This is a genomic window from Halopiger aswanensis, from assembly GCF_003610195.1.
Taxonomy (GTDB): domain Archaea; phylum Halobacteriota; class Halobacteria; order Halobacteriales; family Natrialbaceae; genus Halopiger; species Halopiger aswanensis.
Genome location: NZ_RAPO01000006.1, coordinates 1 through 18962, shown reverse-complemented (window position 1 = coordinate 18962; position 18962 = coordinate 1). Strand labels below are relative to the sequence as shown.

The window sequence follows — 18962 nt, the reverse complement described above, 5'->3', positions numbered from 1 at the left end:
CGACTTATCCGCCCGGCTCGCTACCGCCGATTCGGTGTGACACCATATGACAAATATGAACGGAGCGGACGGCCGCTGGACCCGCCGGTCGCTGCTCGCGGCGACCGGCGCGACGACGCTCGGCGCCGTCGCGGGACGCGTCGGCGCGGAATCGAACGGCACGGCACTCGAGCAGCACGACGATAACGGCGATACGGCCGACTCGAGTCGCGACGTCGTCGTACGACAGGAGCCCGGAAACGCCTTCTACTGGATCTTGCCGGGCGAGCGACGGCTGAGCCCCCAGGTGTTCGGCACGGCGGAGAACCCGCGGTTCGGGAGCGACCTGCTCGAGTCCCGGATCGAACAGGCGAAGGGGCTGCCGGAACCGCTCGGGAACGCCGTCCCGCAGTTGCTCGAGGACCTGCCGCCGCTGGTGGCGGCGCCGGAGAGCGGCCGCGAGCCGATCGAGGACGACGAGAACGCCGGCGTCGCCGAGCAGAAGTACGTCGAGCCGAACATCTTCAGCGATCAGGCGGAGGTCACGAGCGGCGCGTTCGAGATCACGTATCGGGACCGCCAGCCGTACGACACGCCCGGCGAGCCAGGGGACACGGCCGACGCGGTCGACCTCGCGGCGCAGTTCACCGATCCGGCGGGCAACGAGTACGAACTCGACTTCGATCACGTCGTCAAACCGCCGATTCCCGGCTACGAGACCGGCGGCGGCGTCCGCGTCGGCGCGTGGCACCACGGGCAGACCGGCACCGGGTCGCCGCTGATGGCCAAACTGTACGACTACGCCGCCTGCTGGGGTGTCGGCGACGTCTACGTAAACGGGGAGCGAGCCACGACGGACGGGTTCCGGGTGTTTCACTTCATGACGACCCAGACCGTCCGCGACGAGCGCTACCGGCTGGCGATCGACGAGGAGCTGCCGCTGGCGCCCGAGGAGACGATCGCGGGACAGATCCACCACACGCACGGCGTCGTCCTGCCGATCAGGCCGACGCCCGAGGGACCGGTCTACGACCCGGTGCCGACCGCGATGGAGCTGCCCGACGGCCGGACCCAGCCGTTCATCCACGCGATGTGGGAGCAAGAGGAGCTGGTCGAGGGGCCGTTCGCCGAGTGGGAGTTCCCGGGGCAGGGAGCGGACGGCGAGTCGAGCGACGGCGAATCGGACTCGGCCGACGGAACCGCCGACGCCGACGTCCGCCTGATCGGCGAGGCGTCGGCCTGGCAGGGCGCCGCTCCCGACGCCATCGCGGACGCGGAAAACCCGACGCTGCAACTCGAGGCGGGGACCGAGTACGCGCTGGTCTGGGAGAACGGCGACGGTCTGCAGCACAACTTCGCGATCGCGGACGAAAGCGGAGCGGACCTGCTGGCCACCGACCTCGTCGGCGAGGAAGGGGCCACGCAGACGGTCACGTTCACCGCGAGCGAGGCGATGAGCGAGTACTACTGTCAGGTCCACCCGCAGAACATGCGCGGGACGATCGAAATCGCGGGGTGACGACGCGTTAGTCGTCGCCCGGGATCGGCTCGCCGAGCCGGATCCCCATCGGCGCCGGGCCGGGCGTCTCGAGCCCTCGAGCGTAGCCCAGATACAGGGCGCTGTTGACGATCCCGACGTGGCTGAACGCCTGCGGGAAGTTCCCCAGGTGGGCGCCGCTCTCGGGGTCGAGCTCCTCCGCGATCAGTCCGAGCGGGTTCAGGTACGACAGCAGCGTCTCGAAGCGGGTCCGGGCCTCTTCGAGGCGCCCGGAGAGCGCGAGCGCGTCGATCAGCCAGCACGAGCAGAGGACGAAGGCGCCTTCCTCGCCCGGCAGGCCGTCGTCGCCGTCGTACCGCTGGACGAAGATCTCGTCGTCGACCAGCCGGTCGTCGATCGCCTCGATCGTCCCCTGCACGCGGTCGTCCTCGAAGGGCAGGAAGCCGACGATCGGCAGCAGGAGGCCGGTCGCGTCCAGCGCCGTCGAGCCGTACGACTGGACGAACGCGCCGACGTCCTCGTCGTAGCCGTTCTCGAGGACGTCCGCCCTGATCCGCTCGCGGGTCGCCTGCCACGCCTCGGCCGGCGCGTCGTGGTCGCCGTCGGTTGCGATCGCGATCCCGCGGTCGAGGGCGGCCCAGCACATCGCCTTCGAGAAGACGAAGTGTCTGTCGCCGCCGCGGACCTCCCAGATGCCCGCGTCGGGATCCGTCCAGATCTCGCGGACGTACTCGACGATGGCGCGGATCCGGTCCCACTCGTCGGCGTCCAGTTCTCGGCCGTGTCGGCGCATCTCGTCGACGGCCAGCAGGAGTTCCCCGTACGTGTCGTGCTGGCGCTGGTCGGCGGCGCCGTTTCCGATCCGGACCGGGCTGGAACCGCGATATCCCTCGAAGTGCTCTAACTCCCGCTCCTCGAGATCCGAGTCGCCGTGGAGTCCGTACAGCGGCTGGATCGACGCGGGCTCGTCGACCTGACAGAGGTCCATGAACCAGTCGAAGTAATCGTTTGCTTCCGCGGCGGTGCCGAGGTTCATCAGCGCCTGAACGGTAAAGCCGGCGTCCCGAAGCCAGTTGAACCGGTAGTCCCAGTTGCGCACGCCGCCGATATCCTCGGGCAGCGAAGTGGTCGGTGCGGCCGCGATCCCGCCCGACTCGGCGTGGGTCAGCAGTTTGAGGACGAGTTCGGACCGGACGACCGCGTCGTGCCACGGCCCCGCGAAGGCGCAGTCGCCCTCGGGACCGCAGTCGTGGGCCCAGTCGGTCCAGAACTGCACCGTCTCGTCGAGCGCGGCGTCCGGATCCGTGTTCGCGTCTTCGGCGCCCGTACACCGCAGCAGGAACCAGGCCTCGTCGCCGGCCTCGAGCGACAGAGTCCCGGTTACTCGGCTCGGTTCCGCTCCCCCGCCGTCTCGAATCTCGAGGGCGGCGTCTGCGGGGAACTCGAGCAGCGTCCGCTCGTCCTCGCCGTCGGCGAGAATCCCGTCGTCGACCCGGTCGATCGTCGTGGCCGCGCGGCCGTACTCGAACCGCGGTTCGAACTCGATCGCGAGGTCGACGCCGCCGTCGGCGCAGGCGAGCTTGCGGTAGAGGACCTTCTTCGGGTGGTCGATCCGGTCGGCCGGCGGCAGGAAGTCCGTCAGCGTCACGTCGCCGCCGTCGGTTCGGAAGGTCGTCTCGAGGACGTTCGTCGCGTCGACGTACCGCCGCTGCGTCTCGACGGAATCGGTCGGCGCGATCCGGAACCGGCCGCCGCGGTCGGCGTCGAGGATCGCCGCGAAGATGCTCGGCGACTCGAGGTGCGGAAACGGGAACCAGTCGATCGAGCCGTCGGGCCCGACGAGCGCGCACGTCTCGAGGTTGCCGACGACGCCGTAGTGTTCGATCGGCGGGTACGCGTCAGATGGCATCGGAATCACCGTCGGCGCAGATCGGCGGTTGAACGGGGCCGGATCGGGCACACGAACCTCCTGAAAGCACGACCGTCCGTTCGCGCTCCAGCGAGAAAAAGCCGCCACCGGCGACGCGTGATCGCACTTGTAACGGCCGACTCTGTGGCCGATCGGTCGGCGGGAGCGGAGGCTGCCGCCGTTGAAAGGTTTTACTGGGACGCCGCTGTAGCACGGCCGATGACAGCGTCCGATCCCGACCTCGCGGTGTACGCCTGTCGATCCTGCGGCGAGTATCAGTTCGCGTCCGCGCCGCCGACGTGCTGTGGCGACCCGATGACCGCCGTCGACGACTCGGTCCCCGTCGAGTCGCCCGACGAAGCTCTCCTCATGCGCGCGGTGTTCGACATCTCCGAAACCGAACTCGAGGTCTGCCGGCACCTGATGTCCGAGGGGGAACTCACGGTCAAGGAACTGACCGATCTGGTCGATCGGGATCGAAGCGTCGTCACCAGACACCTCAATCACCTGTCGGAGCTGGGGATGATCGAGAAGCGCTCGCGCGTGCTCGCGGACGGCGGCCGCGTGAACGTCTACGCGCACCGCTCGGCCGAGGCGGTCCGGCGGCAGTTCAAGCTCGGACTGTACGCGTGGATGACCGAGGCCGCCGACATCGTCGACGACCTCAGCGAGGACAAGATCGAGCGGCTGGTCGCCGGCGAGAGCGACCCCGATAGCGGACCCGTCATCGTCGAACGGGACGAGTGAGCGGCGCCGCTCGCGCCCGGTCGGTCCGAGATCGAGGAGCGGTCCCGCGCCGCGACCCGTACGCCCGCTCACACCCGCGCCCGTTCCACGCCAACTGCTTTCCGCCTCGCCGTGGGATGCCGGCACATGGACTACGACACCTGGTCCGATCGACAGACTGCGACGACCGTCACCGTCGACGGCCACGACCTCGAGGTCGCCTACTACGACGAGGGGCCGGATTCGGGGGACGCGGACGCAGATGCGGACCCGGTCGTGCTCTGTCACGGCATTCCGACCTCGTCGTTCCTCTGGCGCCACGCCGCGTCCGAACTGACCGACCGGCATCGGGTCATCGCGCCCGACATGGTCGGCTACGGCAACTCGGCCATGCACGACGGGTTCGACCGCTCGATCCGCGCCCAGGAGGCGATGATCGACGGCCTGCTCGCGGAACTGGGCCTCGAGACCGTCGCGTTCGTCGGCCACGACCTCGGGGGCGGCGTCGGCCTCCGGTACGCAGCCCACGAGCCCGACGCGGTGTCGAAACTGGTGCTCTCGAACGCCGTCTGCTACGACTCGTGGCCGGTCGAGTCGATCCTCGAACTCGGCTTGCCGGACACCGTCGCCGACATGAGCGTCGACGACCTGCAGGACATGCTCCGGAAACTCTACCGAAACACGCTGTACGGCGACGATCCGGACGAGGTGTTCGTCGAGGGCATGCTCGCCCCGTGGGACTCCGAGGCGGCGAAGATTTCGCTCTCGAGAAACGCGATCGGCACGAACACGAGCCACACGACCGAGATCGACCCCGCCGACATCGAGGCCGAGACGCTCCTGCTGTGGGGCGCGGAGGACGAGTTCCAGCCCATCGAGTACGCCGAGCGACTCGCGGACGACATTTCCGATGCCGAGGTCGTCGGCCTCGAGGAGGCGACCCACTGGGTCCCGGAGGATCGGCCGGAGGCGTACGCGGAACGGCTCGCGGCGTTCCTGGCGGACTGAGGCGAACCGTCGCCGAAAAGAGCGGCGTTGTCTAGTTCCGGCCGTCGGCGCTCAACGGCGCGGATCGGCCGCCGTCGGCGTCGCGCGCTCGCCGTCGTCGGTCAGCGAGTAGACCGACTGGCGCGCGTCCCTGAACGAAACCCGTCCCTCGACCAGTCCCGCGTCGTTCAGCCGAGAGAGGGCGTCCCGGACCGTCCGGCGCGGCAGCAGCGTCTCCTCGGCGATCTCCGCTTGCGTGAGCGACCCGTCGTACTCGAGGGCTTTGAACACGAGTTTGGCGCTCGGCGGCGTCTCGGCGAGCGTTTCGGCTGGCCCCATTCACTCGTCGTACGCCTCGAGTCGGTGTAAACGGTTGCGCGACTGTGCACCGGCGGCGAACGATCGCGCCGGTCCGCTTTTCCGCCCTACCCGTCCCTCGGCTCACTCAGTCGTCGACGTCCTCGAGCGAATCGTCCTCGAAGGCGCCCTCGTAGCGGGCGAGCGTGTCGCGATACCCCTGGGCCGCGAGGTCGTAGGTCTCGCGCAGGTCCGCGATCGGCGTCTCGGTCGCGTCGACCCGCAGGTCGTTGTACGGCGGAACGACGTCGTGGGATTCGGTCGATTCGACGACGACGGCCGCGCTCTGGATCGGCAGTTCCTCGCGCTTGTCGCCGCCCTCCACGTGGCCGGCGGCCAAGGCGTCGATCAATCGCTTCGCGAGCGGGTCGGTGTCGGTGTCCTCGGTGACGCCCGCGGGCCCCGTCGCGGGGTCGGTCGTCTCGTGGACGGCGTTCGCCTCGTAGGCCTCCGCGACGGCGTCGATCACGGCCTCGCCGGTGAGCATGTTCCCGGCGACGGTGAAATGGTCGCCCTCGCGGTGGCCGAACCAGTCGACGCACTCCTCGCCGGAGAACGCGTAGGTGTCCTCGCTATCGACGCCGTGGAGCTGGCGCTGGGGCGCGCCGTCGTCGGCGTTGATGAGCGCCTCGAGAGCGTCCTCGACGGCCAGCCCGTCGTCGATGTACTGCACGCCGCGCCGGCCCAGATCGACGTTGACGAGGCTCTGGGTCGCGACGGCGCCGTTCTCGCTGGCGAACGGACAGAGCGTGCCGACGCCGGGCAGCCGGGTCGTGACGGCGACGCCGAACCGTTCGTGCTCGGTTCCGTCGGGCGTCTCGTAGCTCTCGTGGACGCAGATGCTGAAGGTCATCGCTCGTTTTCGTGGGGGAGGATGAGGAATAAAATTCCTCGGATGGCAGCAACGCGTGTCGGTCTCGTCTCCTCGGTGCTGTTCGGACCGACCGCTGCGCTCGAGCGGCGCAGTTTCCTCGAGAACATCAGTTAATTGACTGGTAGCGTCTGACGTAAGAACTATACTGACGGCCCCGGTGGATAACGCCAATGGGACTCATGAGCAAAATCCTCGGCGGGGAGCAGTCCCGGACGACCGAGGATTACGTCGAACTGAACCTCGACGACGTTGCGGCGGAGTCGGCCGACGCATCGATGCAGGTTCGCATCGCGGAGGTCGCCAACCAGACCGACGCGATCGACATCAAAGACGCCGTCTACGACGGTGACATCGTCATCGCCGACATCACCCGCCTGCGTACCGAAGATAGCACCGTCGAGCACATCATCGACGAACTCCGGCAGGTCGCCCGCGAGGTCGACGGCGACATCGTCCGGAAGGGCGACGATCAGATGATCATCACGCCGACCGGGGTCCGCGTCAGCCGGGAAAAGCTCGGGCAGTCGGCCTGAACTGACCGGCCTGCGCCCGATCACCGGCCGGTTCGATTTCGTTCTCTTTTCGCTCCCGGTTTCGACTCCTCGTCAGATTCCCGACTCGAGTCCACCGAGTCCGTCGAGTCCACGCGGTCCCCAGCCCCGTGGACGTACCGCTGAAGGGTCGCTTCGAGCGCCGCCGGGTCGTCGATTACCGACCGATCGCAGCGGATCGCCGGTTTCCACCGGCGCCGCCGCTCGAGGACGAGTTCGTCGTCGGTCAGCCGAACGTCTCCGATGCGATCCCAGGGAATGCGGCTCTTGTACGCGGGTTGCATCGAGGGAGCGACGACCAGCCCCGCGTCGGCGACGCGGAATTCGCCGCGCGAAAAGTCGGGCGTCTCGGTTTCGTAGGCGAAGGGGATGATACTGATCGGAACGCGAACGGTGTCGCCGTCTCCGAACTCGATCGGAAGCCCCTGCACGAGAAGGATGCACCCGGCGATGACGAGCATCACGGAGAGTTTACCGAGTACGAGGTAGGACGCCGTGCTGGCGACGAAACAGGCGAGCCCCCAGCCGAGCATCGCGTACTCCGGGCCGCTCGGCTCCCGCGTCCAGCTCGCGACGGGCTCGTCGACGAGCGACTCCACGTAGCTGTCGCGAGCGCTCGCGCCGAGAATCCAGCCGGCGAGCGCGGCACCGATCGCCGCGAGGGCGGCCGGGAGCAACCGCCAGTCCGTGCCGACGATTTCGGCTCGTGAAAGCAGCCAGACCGCGGCTCCCAACGCGATCGCGGGCAGACAGCACAGCGTGATCGGCCACCGCAGCGACCCCAGCCGGACCGCCGTCTCCGGGTGCGACCACGCGACGATCGCGCCGATCAGAAGCCCGGCGGTGAAGACGCTCGGCAGCAGGGAGAGGAGCGTCCCGCCCGAGACGTCGCCGACGACCAGCGCGATCCCGAGGACGCCGGTCAGCAGCGCGCCGACGTACGCGCCGACGGCTGCCTGGTATTCGACGCCGGGATCGACGGCTGTGCTCGAGGACATCGCGATCAGTCTTGTATCTAAAGTGTCAGGATATGGCAGCTTGTAGCTGTCGCTCCGTTTCCGCTCGAGAACTACTGATCGACAGAGCTGACAGAATAAAAACAACCGCTGAAGCAAATGTTGCCGGATGCGGTGACGAGAGCGTCAACTGCCAAACCGCTTGGACGTCGGCCGTACCGGTCATCGCGTCTCGAGCGCTCCATAAAGGCGGTTCGCATAACGGGTAAGGGTTCTGTCAGAAGTGGCGTCGTCTCGCTGCCGTCGTCCCGGAGCCACGGTACGACTTACCCGTACGCGCAGGTGAAAGGGGGAAGACTGCCAATCCGGGGGTACGGATGACTACGCGACGGACACGCCGCCGAACGGGGGCCACGCCCGCAGTATCGTCGGGCCGCGCCTCGACCCCGCGGCGGCCGCAACGCCGACCGACACGAATCGAGCGACCGAAAACGGGTGAGCGACCGTGAGCGACGACCCGACGGTCGTCTCCCCCGACTGGCTCGAGACGCACCACGCGGACGACTCGGTGGTCGTCGTCGACGTCCGGGAGGCCCGCGACTACGCGGAGTTGGGCCACGTTCCGGGCGCCGTGAACGTGCCGGCCGACGCGTTCCGCGATCCGAGCAGCGTCGCCGCCGGGAAACTCCCCGCGGCTGCGGACTTCGCCGCGCTCATGCGCGAGGCCGGGATCGCCGAAGACGACGCCATCGTCGCCGTCGACGGGTCGAACGGCGTCAACGCGGCCCGGTTCATGCTTACGGCGGTCGTCTACGGCCACGACGGTCCGCTCTATCTGCTCGACGGCGGACTCGAGGCCTGGCTCGAGGCGGGCGGGGACCTGGCCGACGCGGAACCCGCCCTCGAATCGACCGACTACGAGGCCGAACTGGCCGGCGACGCGCCGTTGATCGACCGCGAGGGCGTCGAGGCGGCCGTCGACGGCGACGCGGTCGTCGTCGACACCCGGACGGTCGCCGAGTACGATCAGTCCCACATCCCCGGCGCGGTCCAACTGGGGTGGGAGGATCTGCTCGAGGGGTCGGGACGGCTGAAATCCGAGGCCGAACTCGAGACCCTGCTCGCCGACCGCGGCATTACGCGAGACGAGCGGATCGTCCTCTACTGTAACACCGCGCGGCGGCTCAGCCACACGTACGTCGTCCTTCGGGATCTCGGGTACGAGAACGTCGAATTCTACGAGGGCAGCCTGACCGACTGGGTCCGCGCGGAGGCGCCCGAGTGGGACCCCGTCGAACTCAAAGAGCAGGTCCGGGCCTACTCGAACAACGGCGGCTTCGAGGCGCTGGTCGAGGAGTTAGGCGAGGACGCCCTCAATCGCCTGAAGCTCATCGGGCTCTACCACCAGAAGCAGCGCGGCTACTTCATGCTCCGGACGCGGGCGCCGGGCGGCCGGCTGACCGCTGAACAGGCCCGGACGATCGGCGAAGTCGCCGACGAGTTCGCCCGCGCCCCCGACGAGTACGGCGGCGCCGACCAGAACCCCGTCTTCGGCGACGGCTTCCTCGACGTGACCACGCGGCAGGACGTCCAGATGCACTGGGTCGAGATCCAGGACGTCGCCGAGATCTGGGACCGCTACGACGAGGTCGGCCTCGAGACGATGCAGGCCTGCGGCAACTCGGTGCGCAACGTCGTCGGCTGTCCCGCCTCGGGGATCGATCCGCACGAGAGCGTCGACGTTCAACCCGTCGTCGAGCGAGTCAGCCAGCGATTCCTCGGCGACCACCACTACGCGAACCTGCCGCGGAAGTTCAAGGTCAGCGTCACGGGCTGTCACGAGAACTGCGCCCGCGCGCAGATCCAGGACCTCGGGCTGACGCCCGCCCGAAAGGACGGTCGCGAGGGGTTCGTCGCGCAGGTCGGCGGCGGCCTCTCCGACGGGCCGCGCATCGCCAGCGACATCGACCTGTTCGTCGACCCCGACGACGTCGACGACCTCGTCGCCGCGATGGCCGACCTGTTCATGGACCACGGCAGCTACCTCGACACGGCCGTCAACCGGCTGCGATTCCTCGTCGAGGAACTCGGCCCCGAGACGTTCCGTGAGGAGCTCGCAACCTACGCCGACTTCGAACTCGAGTCCGCCGCGGGCGCCGAACGGCTGACCACCGACTACCGCGGCGATCACGTCGGCGTCCACGAACAAGCTGACGGCCGCTCCTACGTCGGCCTGAACGTCCCGACGGGGCGGATGGGCGGCGACGAGCTCGCCCAACTCGCGGCCCTCGCCGACGAACTGGGCGACGGCGAACTGCGCCTGACGCCCAACCAGAACGTCCTCGTGCCCCACCTCGAGGACGGCGACCTCGAGCACTTCCTCGAGCACCCGCTGCTCGAGCGGTACAGCCCCGATCCGGGGCCGTTCACCCGCGGGATCGTCACCTGCACGGGCCGGGAGTTCTGCAACTACGGGATCATCGAGACGAAGAATCGGGCGATCAGGTGGGCCCGGCAACTCGACGAGTGGGCCGAGGACGTCGGCATCGCCGACGACCACGACGCCATCCGCGTCCACATGTCCGGCTGTGCGGCCTCCTGTGCGCAGCCCCAACTCGGCGACTTCGGCCTGCGCGGCGAGGTCTACCGCGACGACTTCGAGTCCGGTCGCGCAGCCGACGTGGGCCTGGGCGGCGATCTGGGCAACGACGAGTTCATCGACTGGCTCGTCGGCAAGATTCCGATCGAGGACGTGCCGAGCGTCATCGAGGCGACGGTACGGGCCTACGAGGACGACCGCGAGCCCGACGAGTCGTTCGCCGAGTGGACGCGCCGCACTGCAAACGCGGACCTGCGCGAACTCATCACCGAGCAGCCGGCTCGCGATCCGCCGGCGATCGGGACGGAGGTGAGCTAAGATGTCGGAAGCGAATCAGCCGGGCGTCCCCGACCCGAAGGCGGCGACGGAGCCGAAGGGCGTCGGCAACGACCCGCGAGAGCAGAATCCCGACGTTGCGGAAGCGCCGGGCAAGATTTGGTTCCGCGATCTGGACGAAGCCGTCATCGAGGCCGACCGCTGCATCCAGTGTGCCTCCTGCGTCGCGGCCTGTCCGTCCGACTCCATCGGCATCGACGCCGAGGAGAAGCGGCCCACGCTGGTCAAGATGTGTACCGGCTGCTCGCGCTGCTGGGACTTCTGTCCCCGCAGCGGGCTCCGCTACGAGCGCGCCCTCGAGTTGCTCGAGGACGAGCGATCCCTCGCGGAACCCGAAACGTACGCCGCGCAAGCGGCTGACGAAGCCGCAGAGGCCGGCCAGGACGGCGGCGCCGTGACTGCACTGCTGGCGGAACTGCTCGAGGCCGGGAAGATCGACGGTGCGGTCGTCGCCAGGGAGAGCGACGAGGAGCCGCTGCGGGGCGAGGCGTTCCTCGCGACCTCCCGCGAGGACCTGCTCGAGGCCGGCGGCAGCAGCTACACGCAGACGATGGGACTGGGGCAGATCGACGACCTGCTCGCCGATGCGGATCTGGGGGACGACCCGGACCTCGCGCTCGTCGGCACGCCCTGCGTGATCCAGGGTGCGGCCGCCCTCGATCGCTACGGCCACGAACCGGCCGATCCGATCGCGCTGACGGTCGCGCTGATGTGTACCCGCACTTTCGAGCACGAGCGGCTCCTCTCGCAGATCGAATCGTACGACGTCGACCCCGAGGCGGTCGAGAAGCTCGACATCCGAGCGGGGACCCTCTACGCCTACGACGACGGTGGCGAGTCCCTGCTCGAGACCGACGTCTCCGAGTTCGACGCCGCCGGGCTTCGGGGCTGCGACGAGTGTGCGGACTTCGTCGGCGGCGCGGCCGACATCAGCGCCGGCAACGTCGGCAGCGACGAGGGCTACTCGACGGTCGTCGTCCGCACCGAGACCGGTCGCGAGGCCTGGACGGCGGCCGCCGGCGGGCTCGAGACGACCGAAATCGACCGGCCCGAAGCGCTCGAGAAGATCGCGGCCTGGAACGAGCGGCGCGCGAAGTCGATCCTACCCCGCGGGTTCGACCCCGAGGGCGAGATCGGGATCGCGTACGAGCATCACCGCGAGGTCTACGACGGCACCGACCGCGAGCCACAGCCGCTGAACCCGGCGCGGGTCCACCAGTACGAGGAGTGGTGTTAGCCGGCGGCCCGAGAATTTTCACGGCGCGGGAATTCCCGGTGCCCGTTATGACCGGAACGTCCCGTACTAGAAGCTATGACGGGCTTTCGCGCAACCGTCGTGGTCCACGACCCGCAGGACTGCCCGGTCGCCACCGTGTCGTCCGACGTCGGTGAGGCGATCGATTCGGTCACCCGCACTCGCGGGACGGGAGCGACGGGTGAGACGGTCGTCGAGGAGTTCGGCGTCCCGGCCGACGTCGCCGCCGAGGCGGACGATGACGACGCCGGACTGACGGCGAACGTCGACCTGGAACCGGTCCAGTCGAACGACCGCGAGGCGGTGTACCGATTCGAACGGGAGAGTACGAACGACTGCGCCTGCGAGATCGTCGAGGGAACGGGGACGCCGATCTCGTCGGTCCGGGCGCAGGACGGCTCCCTGCTGCTCTCGTTCCGAACCTTCGAACTCGAGGAGATCGCCGCGATCGTCGACGAACTCCGGGAGCGGTTCGACGGCGTCCTCGTCGAGGACCTCACGCAGGATCACGAGGACAGTTCGACCGACCCGGTGATCGTCGATCGGGAGGTGCTGACCGCGCGCCAGCAGGAGATTCTCGAGACGGCCCACGAGATGGGCTACTTCGAGTATCCCAAGGGCGCGAACGCGACCGACGTCGCCGAGGAACTGGGCGTCGCGCGCTCGACGTTCACCGAGCACCTGGCCGCCGCCCAGACGAAACTGATGGACGAGATCATTGACAAATAACCACTACAGACCGTTTTCTCGACCGATATTTATACAAATGTCTACCGTCAGGTCCGGTTACTCCTCGCAGCACTCCGCGTCCGGGAGTTGAAACGGCACATCGGACGCGTTCGGCCGTCACGAGCGAACAAACGACAATACTTTTCCATCGGGGTGCGAAATTGCGTGTATGGTTGACGACCTCAAGAAAGGGCTGGAAGGTGTTCTGGTCGCAGAGTCGGAACTCAGCTCGATCGACGGCGACGAGGGTCGACTGATCTATCGCGGCTATACGATCGAAGACCTCGCTCGCGGCGCGAGCTACGAGGAAGTCCTCTACCTCCTCTGGCACGGTCACCTCCCCGCGGAAGACGAACTCGAGTCGTTCACCGCGGCGCTCAACGAGGAGCGGGAGGTCAGCGACGACGTGCTCGCGACGATGGAGCGACTCGCCGACGCCGACGAGCGGCCGATGGCCGCGCTCCGGACCGCGGTCTCGATGTTCTCCGCCTCCGAGCCCGAATCCGACGCCGAGCCCGACGACCTCGAGGCGTCACTGCGCAAGGGCCGGCGCATCACCGCCAAGATCCCGACCGCGCTGGCGGCCTTCGAGCGCTACCGGCTCGGCGAGGAGCCGATCGACCCCGATCCCGACCTGGGGCTGGCCGCGAACTTCCTCTACATGCTGACCGGCGAGCGGCCGGACGACGTCGCCGCCGAAACCTTCGACCAAGCGCTGATTCTGCACGCGGACCACGGGCTCAACGCCTCGACGTTTACGTCGATGGTCATCGGCTCGACGATGGCCGACATCTACAGCGCCGTGACCGGCGGCGTCAGCGCCCTCTCGGGGCCGCTTCACGGCGGCGCGAACCAGGACGTCATGGAGGTCCTGATGGAGATCGACGAGAGCAACAAGGACCCCCTCGAGTGGGTCGAGGAGGCCACCGACGAGGGCCGGCGCATTCCCGGGTTCGGCCACCGCGTCTACAACGTCAAGGACCCCCGCGCGAAGATCCTCCAGGAGCGCAGCAAGGAACTCGCCGCCGAGGGCGACTCGAAGTGGTACGACATCACCACGACCATCGAGGAGTACCTCACCGAGGAGAAGGGCCTCGTCGCCAAGGGAATCGCCCCGAACGTCGACTTCTACTCCGGCTCGGTCTACTACCAGCTGGGCATCCCGATCGACATGTACACGCCCATCTTCGCGATGAGCCGCGCCGGCGGCTGGATCGCCCACGTCCTCGAGTACCAGGAGGATAATCGTCTCATCCGCCCGCGCGCACGGTACACCGGGCCCGAAAGCCAGGAGTTCGTGCCCCTCGAGGAACGGTAACGACGCGGCCGCACGAAACAGCCGACAGCAGCGACACACCGCAGTTCGATTCAGCTTCTTTCGACGGTCGTTTCAGTCGAGTTCGCGAACGAGCAGCGAAATCCCGATCAGCGACCCGAGCAGGACGACGAGGTTGAACGCAGCGTGTATCAGCGGCTGGTGGCGCGGTTTCACCCAGAGGTCGATCGTCTCGGTGACGCTGCCGTAAAACTGCAACAGCGCGTAGATCGCGAGCAGCGAACAGACCCCGAGCGCGGTCCAGGTGAGATACCGCAGGATGGTCTCGCGCTCGAGGCGGTTCGACTGCGGAGCGGACGCCGGCTCGGTCTCGTCGCTCGAGTCGGCGTCGCCGCGGATCACATCTCGTTCGGCGTTCGATTCGGCTGGCGTCTCGGTCGATGTGGATGCTGTCTCGGTCATCGGTTTCAGTTGTGGTCGCGCTTCCGTGCGACGACGAGCGCGAACGTTGTGCCCAGTGCGATTGCTGCGGCCAGGGGACCGAAGCCCGGGGTCCCGTCAGCGCTATCCTCCGCGCCATCGCTGTCCATTCCTCCGGTATCGTCGGCTCCGGACATTCCGTCGCTGCTACTGCTGTCGTCGGCCTCTTCGATCGTCGGCTCCTCGTCGAAGTCACTCGTCTCGAGGTTGCCGTCAGGGCTGTCCCCGGCCGTCGAATTCGGCCGGAGGTCGGCTCCCGCGCGATCCGTGGCGACGATCGTGCCGTCGAGCCACAGGATCGCGTCGAGGTTGTACCGGTACTCGTCGGGCACCTCGAGTTCGGCGGTCGGCGTCGCGGTCTCGCCGGGGTCGACGTTCGAGACGGAGACGGTCTCCGCGTCGGCGACGATGTTCGAGCCCGCTTGCCGGGCCTTCAGTTCGACCTCGAGCGAGTCGGTCGCCTCGTCGCCCGCGTTCGTCAGGTAGCTCGTCACCTCGAGCGTCGCCGTTTCGTCGTTCGTGGATTTGACCGAGTACTCGATCGCGGGGACGCCCGCGAGTGACCCGTCCCCGCCGAACCGGTGAAACTCGAGGCCGGTGTCGGCGTAGGCTGGCGTCAGCGACTCGAGGCCGGAGACGCGGTGGGTCGTCGACTCCCGTCGGGTCCCGTCGACGAAGACGAACGTCTCGATGCGGTGTTGCCCCGCCCGCGGAACGTCGATCGTCGCCGGGACGGTGGTCTCGTTCGCCCCGGCGAGTCGACCGACCGGTCGTTCGGCCGTTGTCGTCACGAGGCCGGTATCGGTATCGGTCACGCGGTGGACCACTGTCACGTTCTCGACGGGGTCGCCGCGGTGCTCGAGGAAGGTGTCGACCTCGAGGGTGGCCGTCTCGCCCGACACTTCGTCGGCGGCGATCGTTACCTCCTGGAGCGACGCGTGACCGCGGTCGACCGCCGCTCCCGTTTCGGTCTCGGGAGCCGCGATCGCACCGGAGAGAGCAAGCGTCGCGACGGCGGCAACCGCGACGACGACCGCGGCGACCCCCAGGGCAGACTCGCGATTCATGGACGCCACTCTCGAATAAATATATAAATGCTTTGTGTAATCCGCGCAACCAGTATGGCGGGTCAAACGACGGGCCGGAACCGCGGGCCGGCAGTGGTCCGACCGCACGCGTCCGCCCGAGGGCAGAACAGCGAAGTGTCACGCTGCGCTATTTCATACCCGTGCGCGTGTTCGTCTACGGGACGCTGACCGATCCCGACCGAGTAGACGCCGCGCTGGGCGATCTGCCGGGGAGCGAGTACGCGTTCGACGGCGACGCGACGCTCGAGGGACTCCATCGCGTCGACGGCGCGTATCCGACCCTCGCTCCCGGCGGCACCGTCGACGGCCGGTTGCTTTCGGTAGACGAAGCGGGACTCGAGCGGCTGGACCGCTACGAGGGCGTCGATCGCGGCCTCTACGTTCGGGTTTCCGTGCCGATCGACGGTTGCAGCGGGAGCGACGGCAGCGACGACAGCGCCGCAGTGTACGTCGGTAACCCCGTCCGGCTGGCGGTCGACGAACCGGTCGACTGGCCGGCCGGCGACTCGTTCGCGGACCGCGTTCGAACCTTCCTGACTCGCCACGGTGTGACCGTCCATCGGACCGGATGACACCCGTCTGCCGACCGTCTGACGGACCGATCACCCCGCCGCCTGCTTGCGATTTCACTTTCACTTCGGAGGGATGGGTTTTATGTGGTCTGCGTTCCCGTCTACACTCGCACGTCACACGCCGTGTATTCCCTGTCGTGTCGCCTCCGGCGGCACATCCCTGTTCCCTGTTGGGGGACGGCGATAGCCACACCGGATCGACCGGTTTCCTTTCCCCGACAGTTTTCGACGCCACCGAGCGCCTCGCTCGTCGAGTGGAATGTTCGTAATTCGTCCGACATCCTTACGGGACGCGCCCCGTAGTCGGGGGTATGCTCGACCGCTCCGACATTCTCGAGGCGCGCGACCGCGTTCGCGAGACGTCTCGACACACACCGCTCGAGTACTCGCACACGTACTCCTCGATGACCGGCGCCGACGTGCACCTGAAACTCGAGACGTTCCAGCGGACGGGGGCGTTCAAGATCCGCGGCGCGACGAACCGGATCGCGACGCTCTCCGAGGCGCAGAAAGAGGCGGGCGTCGTCACCGCGAGCGCGGGGAACCACGCCCAAGGCGTCGCGCTCGCGGCCACGCGCGTGGGCGTTGATTCAAAGATCGTCATGCCCGAGCACGCGCCCATCTCGAAGGTCAAGGCGACGGAAAGCTACGGGGCCGAGGTCGTCCTCCACGGCGCTGACTACGCCGAGGCCGCCGAGCACGCCCACGAGATCGAACGCGAGGAGGGCCGCACCTACGTCCACGCCTTCGACGACGAACTGGTCATGGCCGGCCAGGGAACCATCGGCCTCGAGGTCGTCGAGGACTGCCCCGAGGTCGAAACCGTCGTCGTCCCGATCGGCGGGGGTGGACTCATCAGCGGAATCGCGGCCGCAGTCAAGGGCGAGAAACCTGACGCACGCGTGATCGGTGTGCAAGCCGAGGGCGCCTCGAGCGCCGCGGCCTCTCTCCGAAAGGGCGAGCGGGTCTCGCTCGAGGGCGTCGATACGATCGCCGACGGGATCGCGACCCGCAGCATCGGCGACCGCCCCTTCGAACACATCCAGGAGTACGTCGACGAGATCGTCACCGTCTCCGACCCCGAGATCGCCGTCACGATCACCTACCTGCTCGAGCGGTCGAAGACGCTGGTCGAGGGCGCCGGCGCGGTGCCGCTGGCTGCCGTCCTCTTCGAGAAGTTCGACTACGTCGACGACGAGACGATCGTCCCCGTCCTCTCCGGCGGCAACATCGACCTCAACACGCTCACGAACGTGATCGTCCGCGGCCTCGTCGAAACCGGCCGCTACCTGAAGATCCGGACCGTCCTCACCGACCAGCCCGGCGCGCTCGAGCGACTGCTCGAGATCTTCACCGCCCACCGCGCCAACATCTACGCCATCCACCACGATCGGACCTCGAGGGAGGTCGAGATGAGCGACACCGAGGTCGAGATCGAACTCGAGATGCGCGGCCCCGACCACGTCGACGCCTTCCTCTCGGATCTCCGGGAGGCCGGCTACGAGGTCGACGTCCTCGCGTAACGCTTCGCCCCTTTTAAGCCGGTTCGGGTCGATGGACGGGACATGAAACGGATCGTCGAAACCGACGACGCACCCGCTGCGGTCGGCGCGTACAGCCAGGCGACCAGCAACGGCTCGCTGCTCTTTACCGCCGGACAGATCCCCCTGACCGCCGACGGCGAACTGCTGGACGACGAACCGATCGCGGCCCAGACCGAACAGGCCCTCTACAACCTCGACGCCATCCTCGACGAGGCGGACGCGAGTTCCGAAGACATCCTCAAGGTGACCGTCTACCTCGACGATATCGACGACTTCGACGAAATGAACGACGCCTACGCCGACTACTTCGACGACGAACCGCCGGCTCGCAGCGCCGTCGAGGTCGCCGCCCTCCCCAAGGGCGTCGGCGTCGAGATCGAAGCCGTCGCCTCCCTCGAGTGAGATGGCTGCGCCGATCGCGGCGATGCTCGGACTGGACCCGCGGACGACGTCTGCACTCCTCTGGGGCGCGGTCGGTGCGCTGGCGTTTCTGGTCCTCGTCCAGGGCTACGCCCTGGTCGCCTCCCCGCTCGTGACGATCGTGCAGGGTGTCGCTGTCGCTGCCGTCGTCGGCATCGGCACGACGGTCGGAACGTACGTCCTCGAGCCTCGAGTCGCACGTCGGACGGCGAACGGGTCGACCCGCGATACCGAATCGCACGACCGCGGCGACGGTAAAAGTAAGAGTTAAACGACGGACGTGGTTAGGATGAGGTGAGCCAGGATGGCCGAACGGTAAGGCGCACGCCTGGAAAGCGTGTTCCCTTTCGGGATTCTGGGTTCAAATCCCAGTCCTGGCGCTTCTCACGGCGTCACACTCGGTTTTAGTGTTCCTACGTTTTCCGACGGGTAGGAGACAGTCGTCCCTTTCTCGAAGGAGACTCGAGTAATTATCACTTACCACACATTCTCTCGAACATCGGCTCTTCGCCACCAACTGCTGGCTCTGGTATTCGTGACGAAGTGCTCTGCTACCAGCTGCTCGTAGTCAACCCGGGTTCGTACCATCCGCTCGAGCCGACCGACATCGTTTCTTACCGTCCCTACTCCGATTCCTCTGGTACCCCGCTCAGTGACCGAACCACGTGACTGCCCAACGTAGAACAGACCGTCCTCGAGACGACGGCCTTATGTATCAACCCGGTCTTCGATACTAATGCGAACGACGTGGCGCACGCCGCCGCGTCCCCTCCGGCCGACACCCGGCACGGAGGCAGGAATCTCATCCGTCGCCCTTATACGCTTT

At 67.6% G+C, this 18962-nt stretch carries 18 protein-coding genes and 1 tRNA gene; 13 read left to right on the top strand and 6 right to left on the bottom strand.

Translation table 11 applies throughout. The features are described 5' to 3' along the window. Nucleotides 1-55: 55 nt before the first annotated feature. Nucleotides 56-1498 carry a cupredoxin domain-containing protein gene (locus tag ATJ93_RS21280; RefSeq protein ID WP_245977780.1) on the top strand — a complete coding sequence of 481 codons (1443 nt, stop codon included), beginning with the start codon at nucleotides 56-58 and terminating at the stop codon, nucleotides 1496-1498. Nucleotides 1499-1505: 7 nt separating this feature from the next. Here the strand turns inward: ATJ93_RS21280 and ATJ93_RS21275 are convergent, their stop codons facing one another. After that, complete coding sequence (locus ATJ93_RS21275; RefSeq protein WP_120246766.1) at nucleotides 1506-3386, bottom strand: glycoside hydrolase family 15 protein; 1881 nt, start codon at nucleotides 3384-3386, stop codon at nucleotides 1506-1508. 219 nt (nucleotides 3387-3605) lie between these two features. Between ATJ93_RS21275 and ATJ93_RS21270 the strand changes: the two genes are divergently transcribed. Further along, the gene (locus tag ATJ93_RS21270) at nucleotides 3606-4133 is read left to right on the top strand and encodes a helix-turn-helix domain-containing protein (RefSeq protein WP_120246683.1); all 528 of its coding nucleotides are present in this window, start codon (nucleotides 3606-3608) and stop codon (nucleotides 4131-4133) included. Nucleotides 4134-4259: 126 nt separating this feature from the next. After that, nucleotides 4260-5120, top strand: a complete 861-nt coding sequence (locus ATJ93_RS21265) for an alpha/beta fold hydrolase (protein WP_120246682.1) — start codon at nucleotides 4260-4262, stop codon at nucleotides 5118-5120. 51 nt (nucleotides 5121-5171) lie between these two features. On the opposite strand, the gene ATJ93_RS21260 is transcribed toward ATJ93_RS21265, so the two are convergent. Beyond that, nucleotides 5172-5438, bottom strand: coding sequence for a helix-turn-helix transcriptional regulator (locus ATJ93_RS21260; protein ID WP_120246681.1), 267 nt, complete (start codon nucleotides 5436-5438; stop codon nucleotides 5172-5174). A gap of 106 nt (nucleotides 5439-5544) precedes the next feature. Beyond that, nucleotides 5545-6309 (bottom strand): DUF1028 domain-containing protein, encoded by a 765-nt coding sequence (locus tag ATJ93_RS21255; protein WP_120246680.1) that lies wholly within the window; start codon nucleotides 6307-6309, stop codon nucleotides 5545-5547. 191 nt (nucleotides 6310-6500) lie between these two features. Between ATJ93_RS21255 and ATJ93_RS21250 the strand changes: the two genes are divergently transcribed. Continuing rightward, nucleotides 6501-6863 (top strand): cell division protein SepF, encoded by a 363-nt coding sequence (locus ATJ93_RS21250; RefSeq protein ID WP_120246679.1) that lies wholly within the window; start codon nucleotides 6501-6503, stop codon nucleotides 6861-6863. 20 nt (nucleotides 6864-6883) lie between these two features. Here the strand turns inward: ATJ93_RS21250 and ATJ93_RS21245 are convergent, their stop codons facing one another. Next, nucleotides 6884-7879, bottom strand: a complete 996-nt coding sequence (locus ATJ93_RS21245) for a hypothetical protein (protein WP_120246678.1) — start codon at nucleotides 7877-7879, stop codon at nucleotides 6884-6886. 463 nt (nucleotides 7880-8342) lie between these two features. On the opposite strand from ATJ93_RS21245, the gene ATJ93_RS21240 reads away from it, so the two are divergent. The 4 genes from ATJ93_RS21240 (at nucleotide 8343) to citZ (ending at nucleotide 14074) form a co-directional block, all read left to right on the top strand. After that, nucleotides 8343-10754, top strand: a complete 2412-nt coding sequence (locus ATJ93_RS21240) for a rhodanese-like domain-containing protein (protein ID WP_120246677.1) — start codon at nucleotides 8343-8345, stop codon at nucleotides 10752-10754. A gap of 1 nt (nucleotide 10755) precedes the next feature. After that, nucleotides 10756-12009 (top strand): Coenzyme F420 hydrogenase/dehydrogenase, beta subunit C-terminal domain, encoded by a 1254-nt coding sequence (locus ATJ93_RS21235; RefSeq protein WP_120246676.1) that lies wholly within the window; start codon nucleotides 10756-10758, stop codon nucleotides 12007-12009. A 75-nt stretch (nucleotides 12010-12084) separates the two neighbouring features. After that, the gene (locus tag ATJ93_RS21230) at nucleotides 12085-12756 is read left to right on the top strand and encodes a helix-turn-helix domain-containing protein (RefSeq protein ID WP_120246675.1); all 672 of its coding nucleotides are present in this window, start codon (nucleotides 12085-12087) and stop codon (nucleotides 12754-12756) included. Nucleotides 12757-12925: 169 nt separating this feature from the next. After that, nucleotides 12926-14074, top strand: a complete 1149-nt coding sequence (gene citZ, locus ATJ93_RS21225; RefSeq protein WP_120246674.1) for a citrate synthase — start codon at nucleotides 12926-12928, stop codon at nucleotides 14072-14074. A gap of 72 nt (nucleotides 14075-14146) precedes the next feature. Here the strand turns inward: citZ and ATJ93_RS21220 are convergent, their stop codons facing one another. Together ATJ93_RS21220 and ATJ93_RS21215 are read right to left on the bottom strand one after the other, a co-directional pair. After that, the gene (locus ATJ93_RS21220) at nucleotides 14147-14494 is read right to left on the bottom strand and encodes a hypothetical protein (protein ID WP_120246673.1); all 348 of its coding nucleotides are present in this window, start codon (nucleotides 14492-14494) and stop codon (nucleotides 14147-14149) included. A 5-nt stretch (nucleotides 14495-14499) separates the two neighbouring features. Further along, a complete protein-coding gene (locus ATJ93_RS21215) occupies nucleotides 14500-15579 on the bottom strand; it encodes a DUF7490 domain-containing protein (protein ID WP_120246672.1) in 1080 nt (359 codons plus the stop codon). Between the two features lie 161 nt (nucleotides 15580-15740). Between ATJ93_RS21215 and ATJ93_RS21210 the strand changes: the two genes are divergently transcribed. The 5 genes from ATJ93_RS21210 (at nucleotide 15741) to ATJ93_RS21190 (ending at nucleotide 18516) form a co-directional block, all read left to right on the top strand. Continuing rightward, nucleotides 15741-16172, top strand: a complete 432-nt coding sequence (locus ATJ93_RS21210; RefSeq protein ID WP_120246671.1) for a gamma-glutamylcyclotransferase family protein — start codon at nucleotides 15741-15743, stop codon at nucleotides 16170-16172. Between the two features lie 311 nt (nucleotides 16173-16483). After that, nucleotides 16484-17695, top strand: coding sequence for a threonine ammonia-lyase (ilvA, locus tag ATJ93_RS21205; RefSeq protein ID WP_120246670.1), 1212 nt, complete (start codon nucleotides 16484-16486; stop codon nucleotides 17693-17695). 42 nt (nucleotides 17696-17737) lie between these two features. After that, nucleotides 17738-18118 carry a Rid family detoxifying hydrolase gene (locus ATJ93_RS21200; protein WP_120246669.1) on the top strand — a complete coding sequence of 127 codons (381 nt, stop codon included), beginning with the start codon at nucleotides 17738-17740 and terminating at the stop codon, nucleotides 18116-18118. A 1-nt stretch (nucleotide 18119) separates the two neighbouring features. Further along, complete coding sequence (locus ATJ93_RS21195; RefSeq protein ID WP_211334116.1) at nucleotides 18120-18407, top strand: hypothetical protein; 288 nt, start codon at nucleotides 18120-18122, stop codon at nucleotides 18405-18407. 27 nt (nucleotides 18408-18434) lie between these two features. Further along, nucleotides 18435-18516: transfer RNA gene (locus tag ATJ93_RS21190), tRNA-Ser, on the top strand. The last annotated feature ends 446 nt before the right edge of the window (nucleotides 18517-18962 follow it).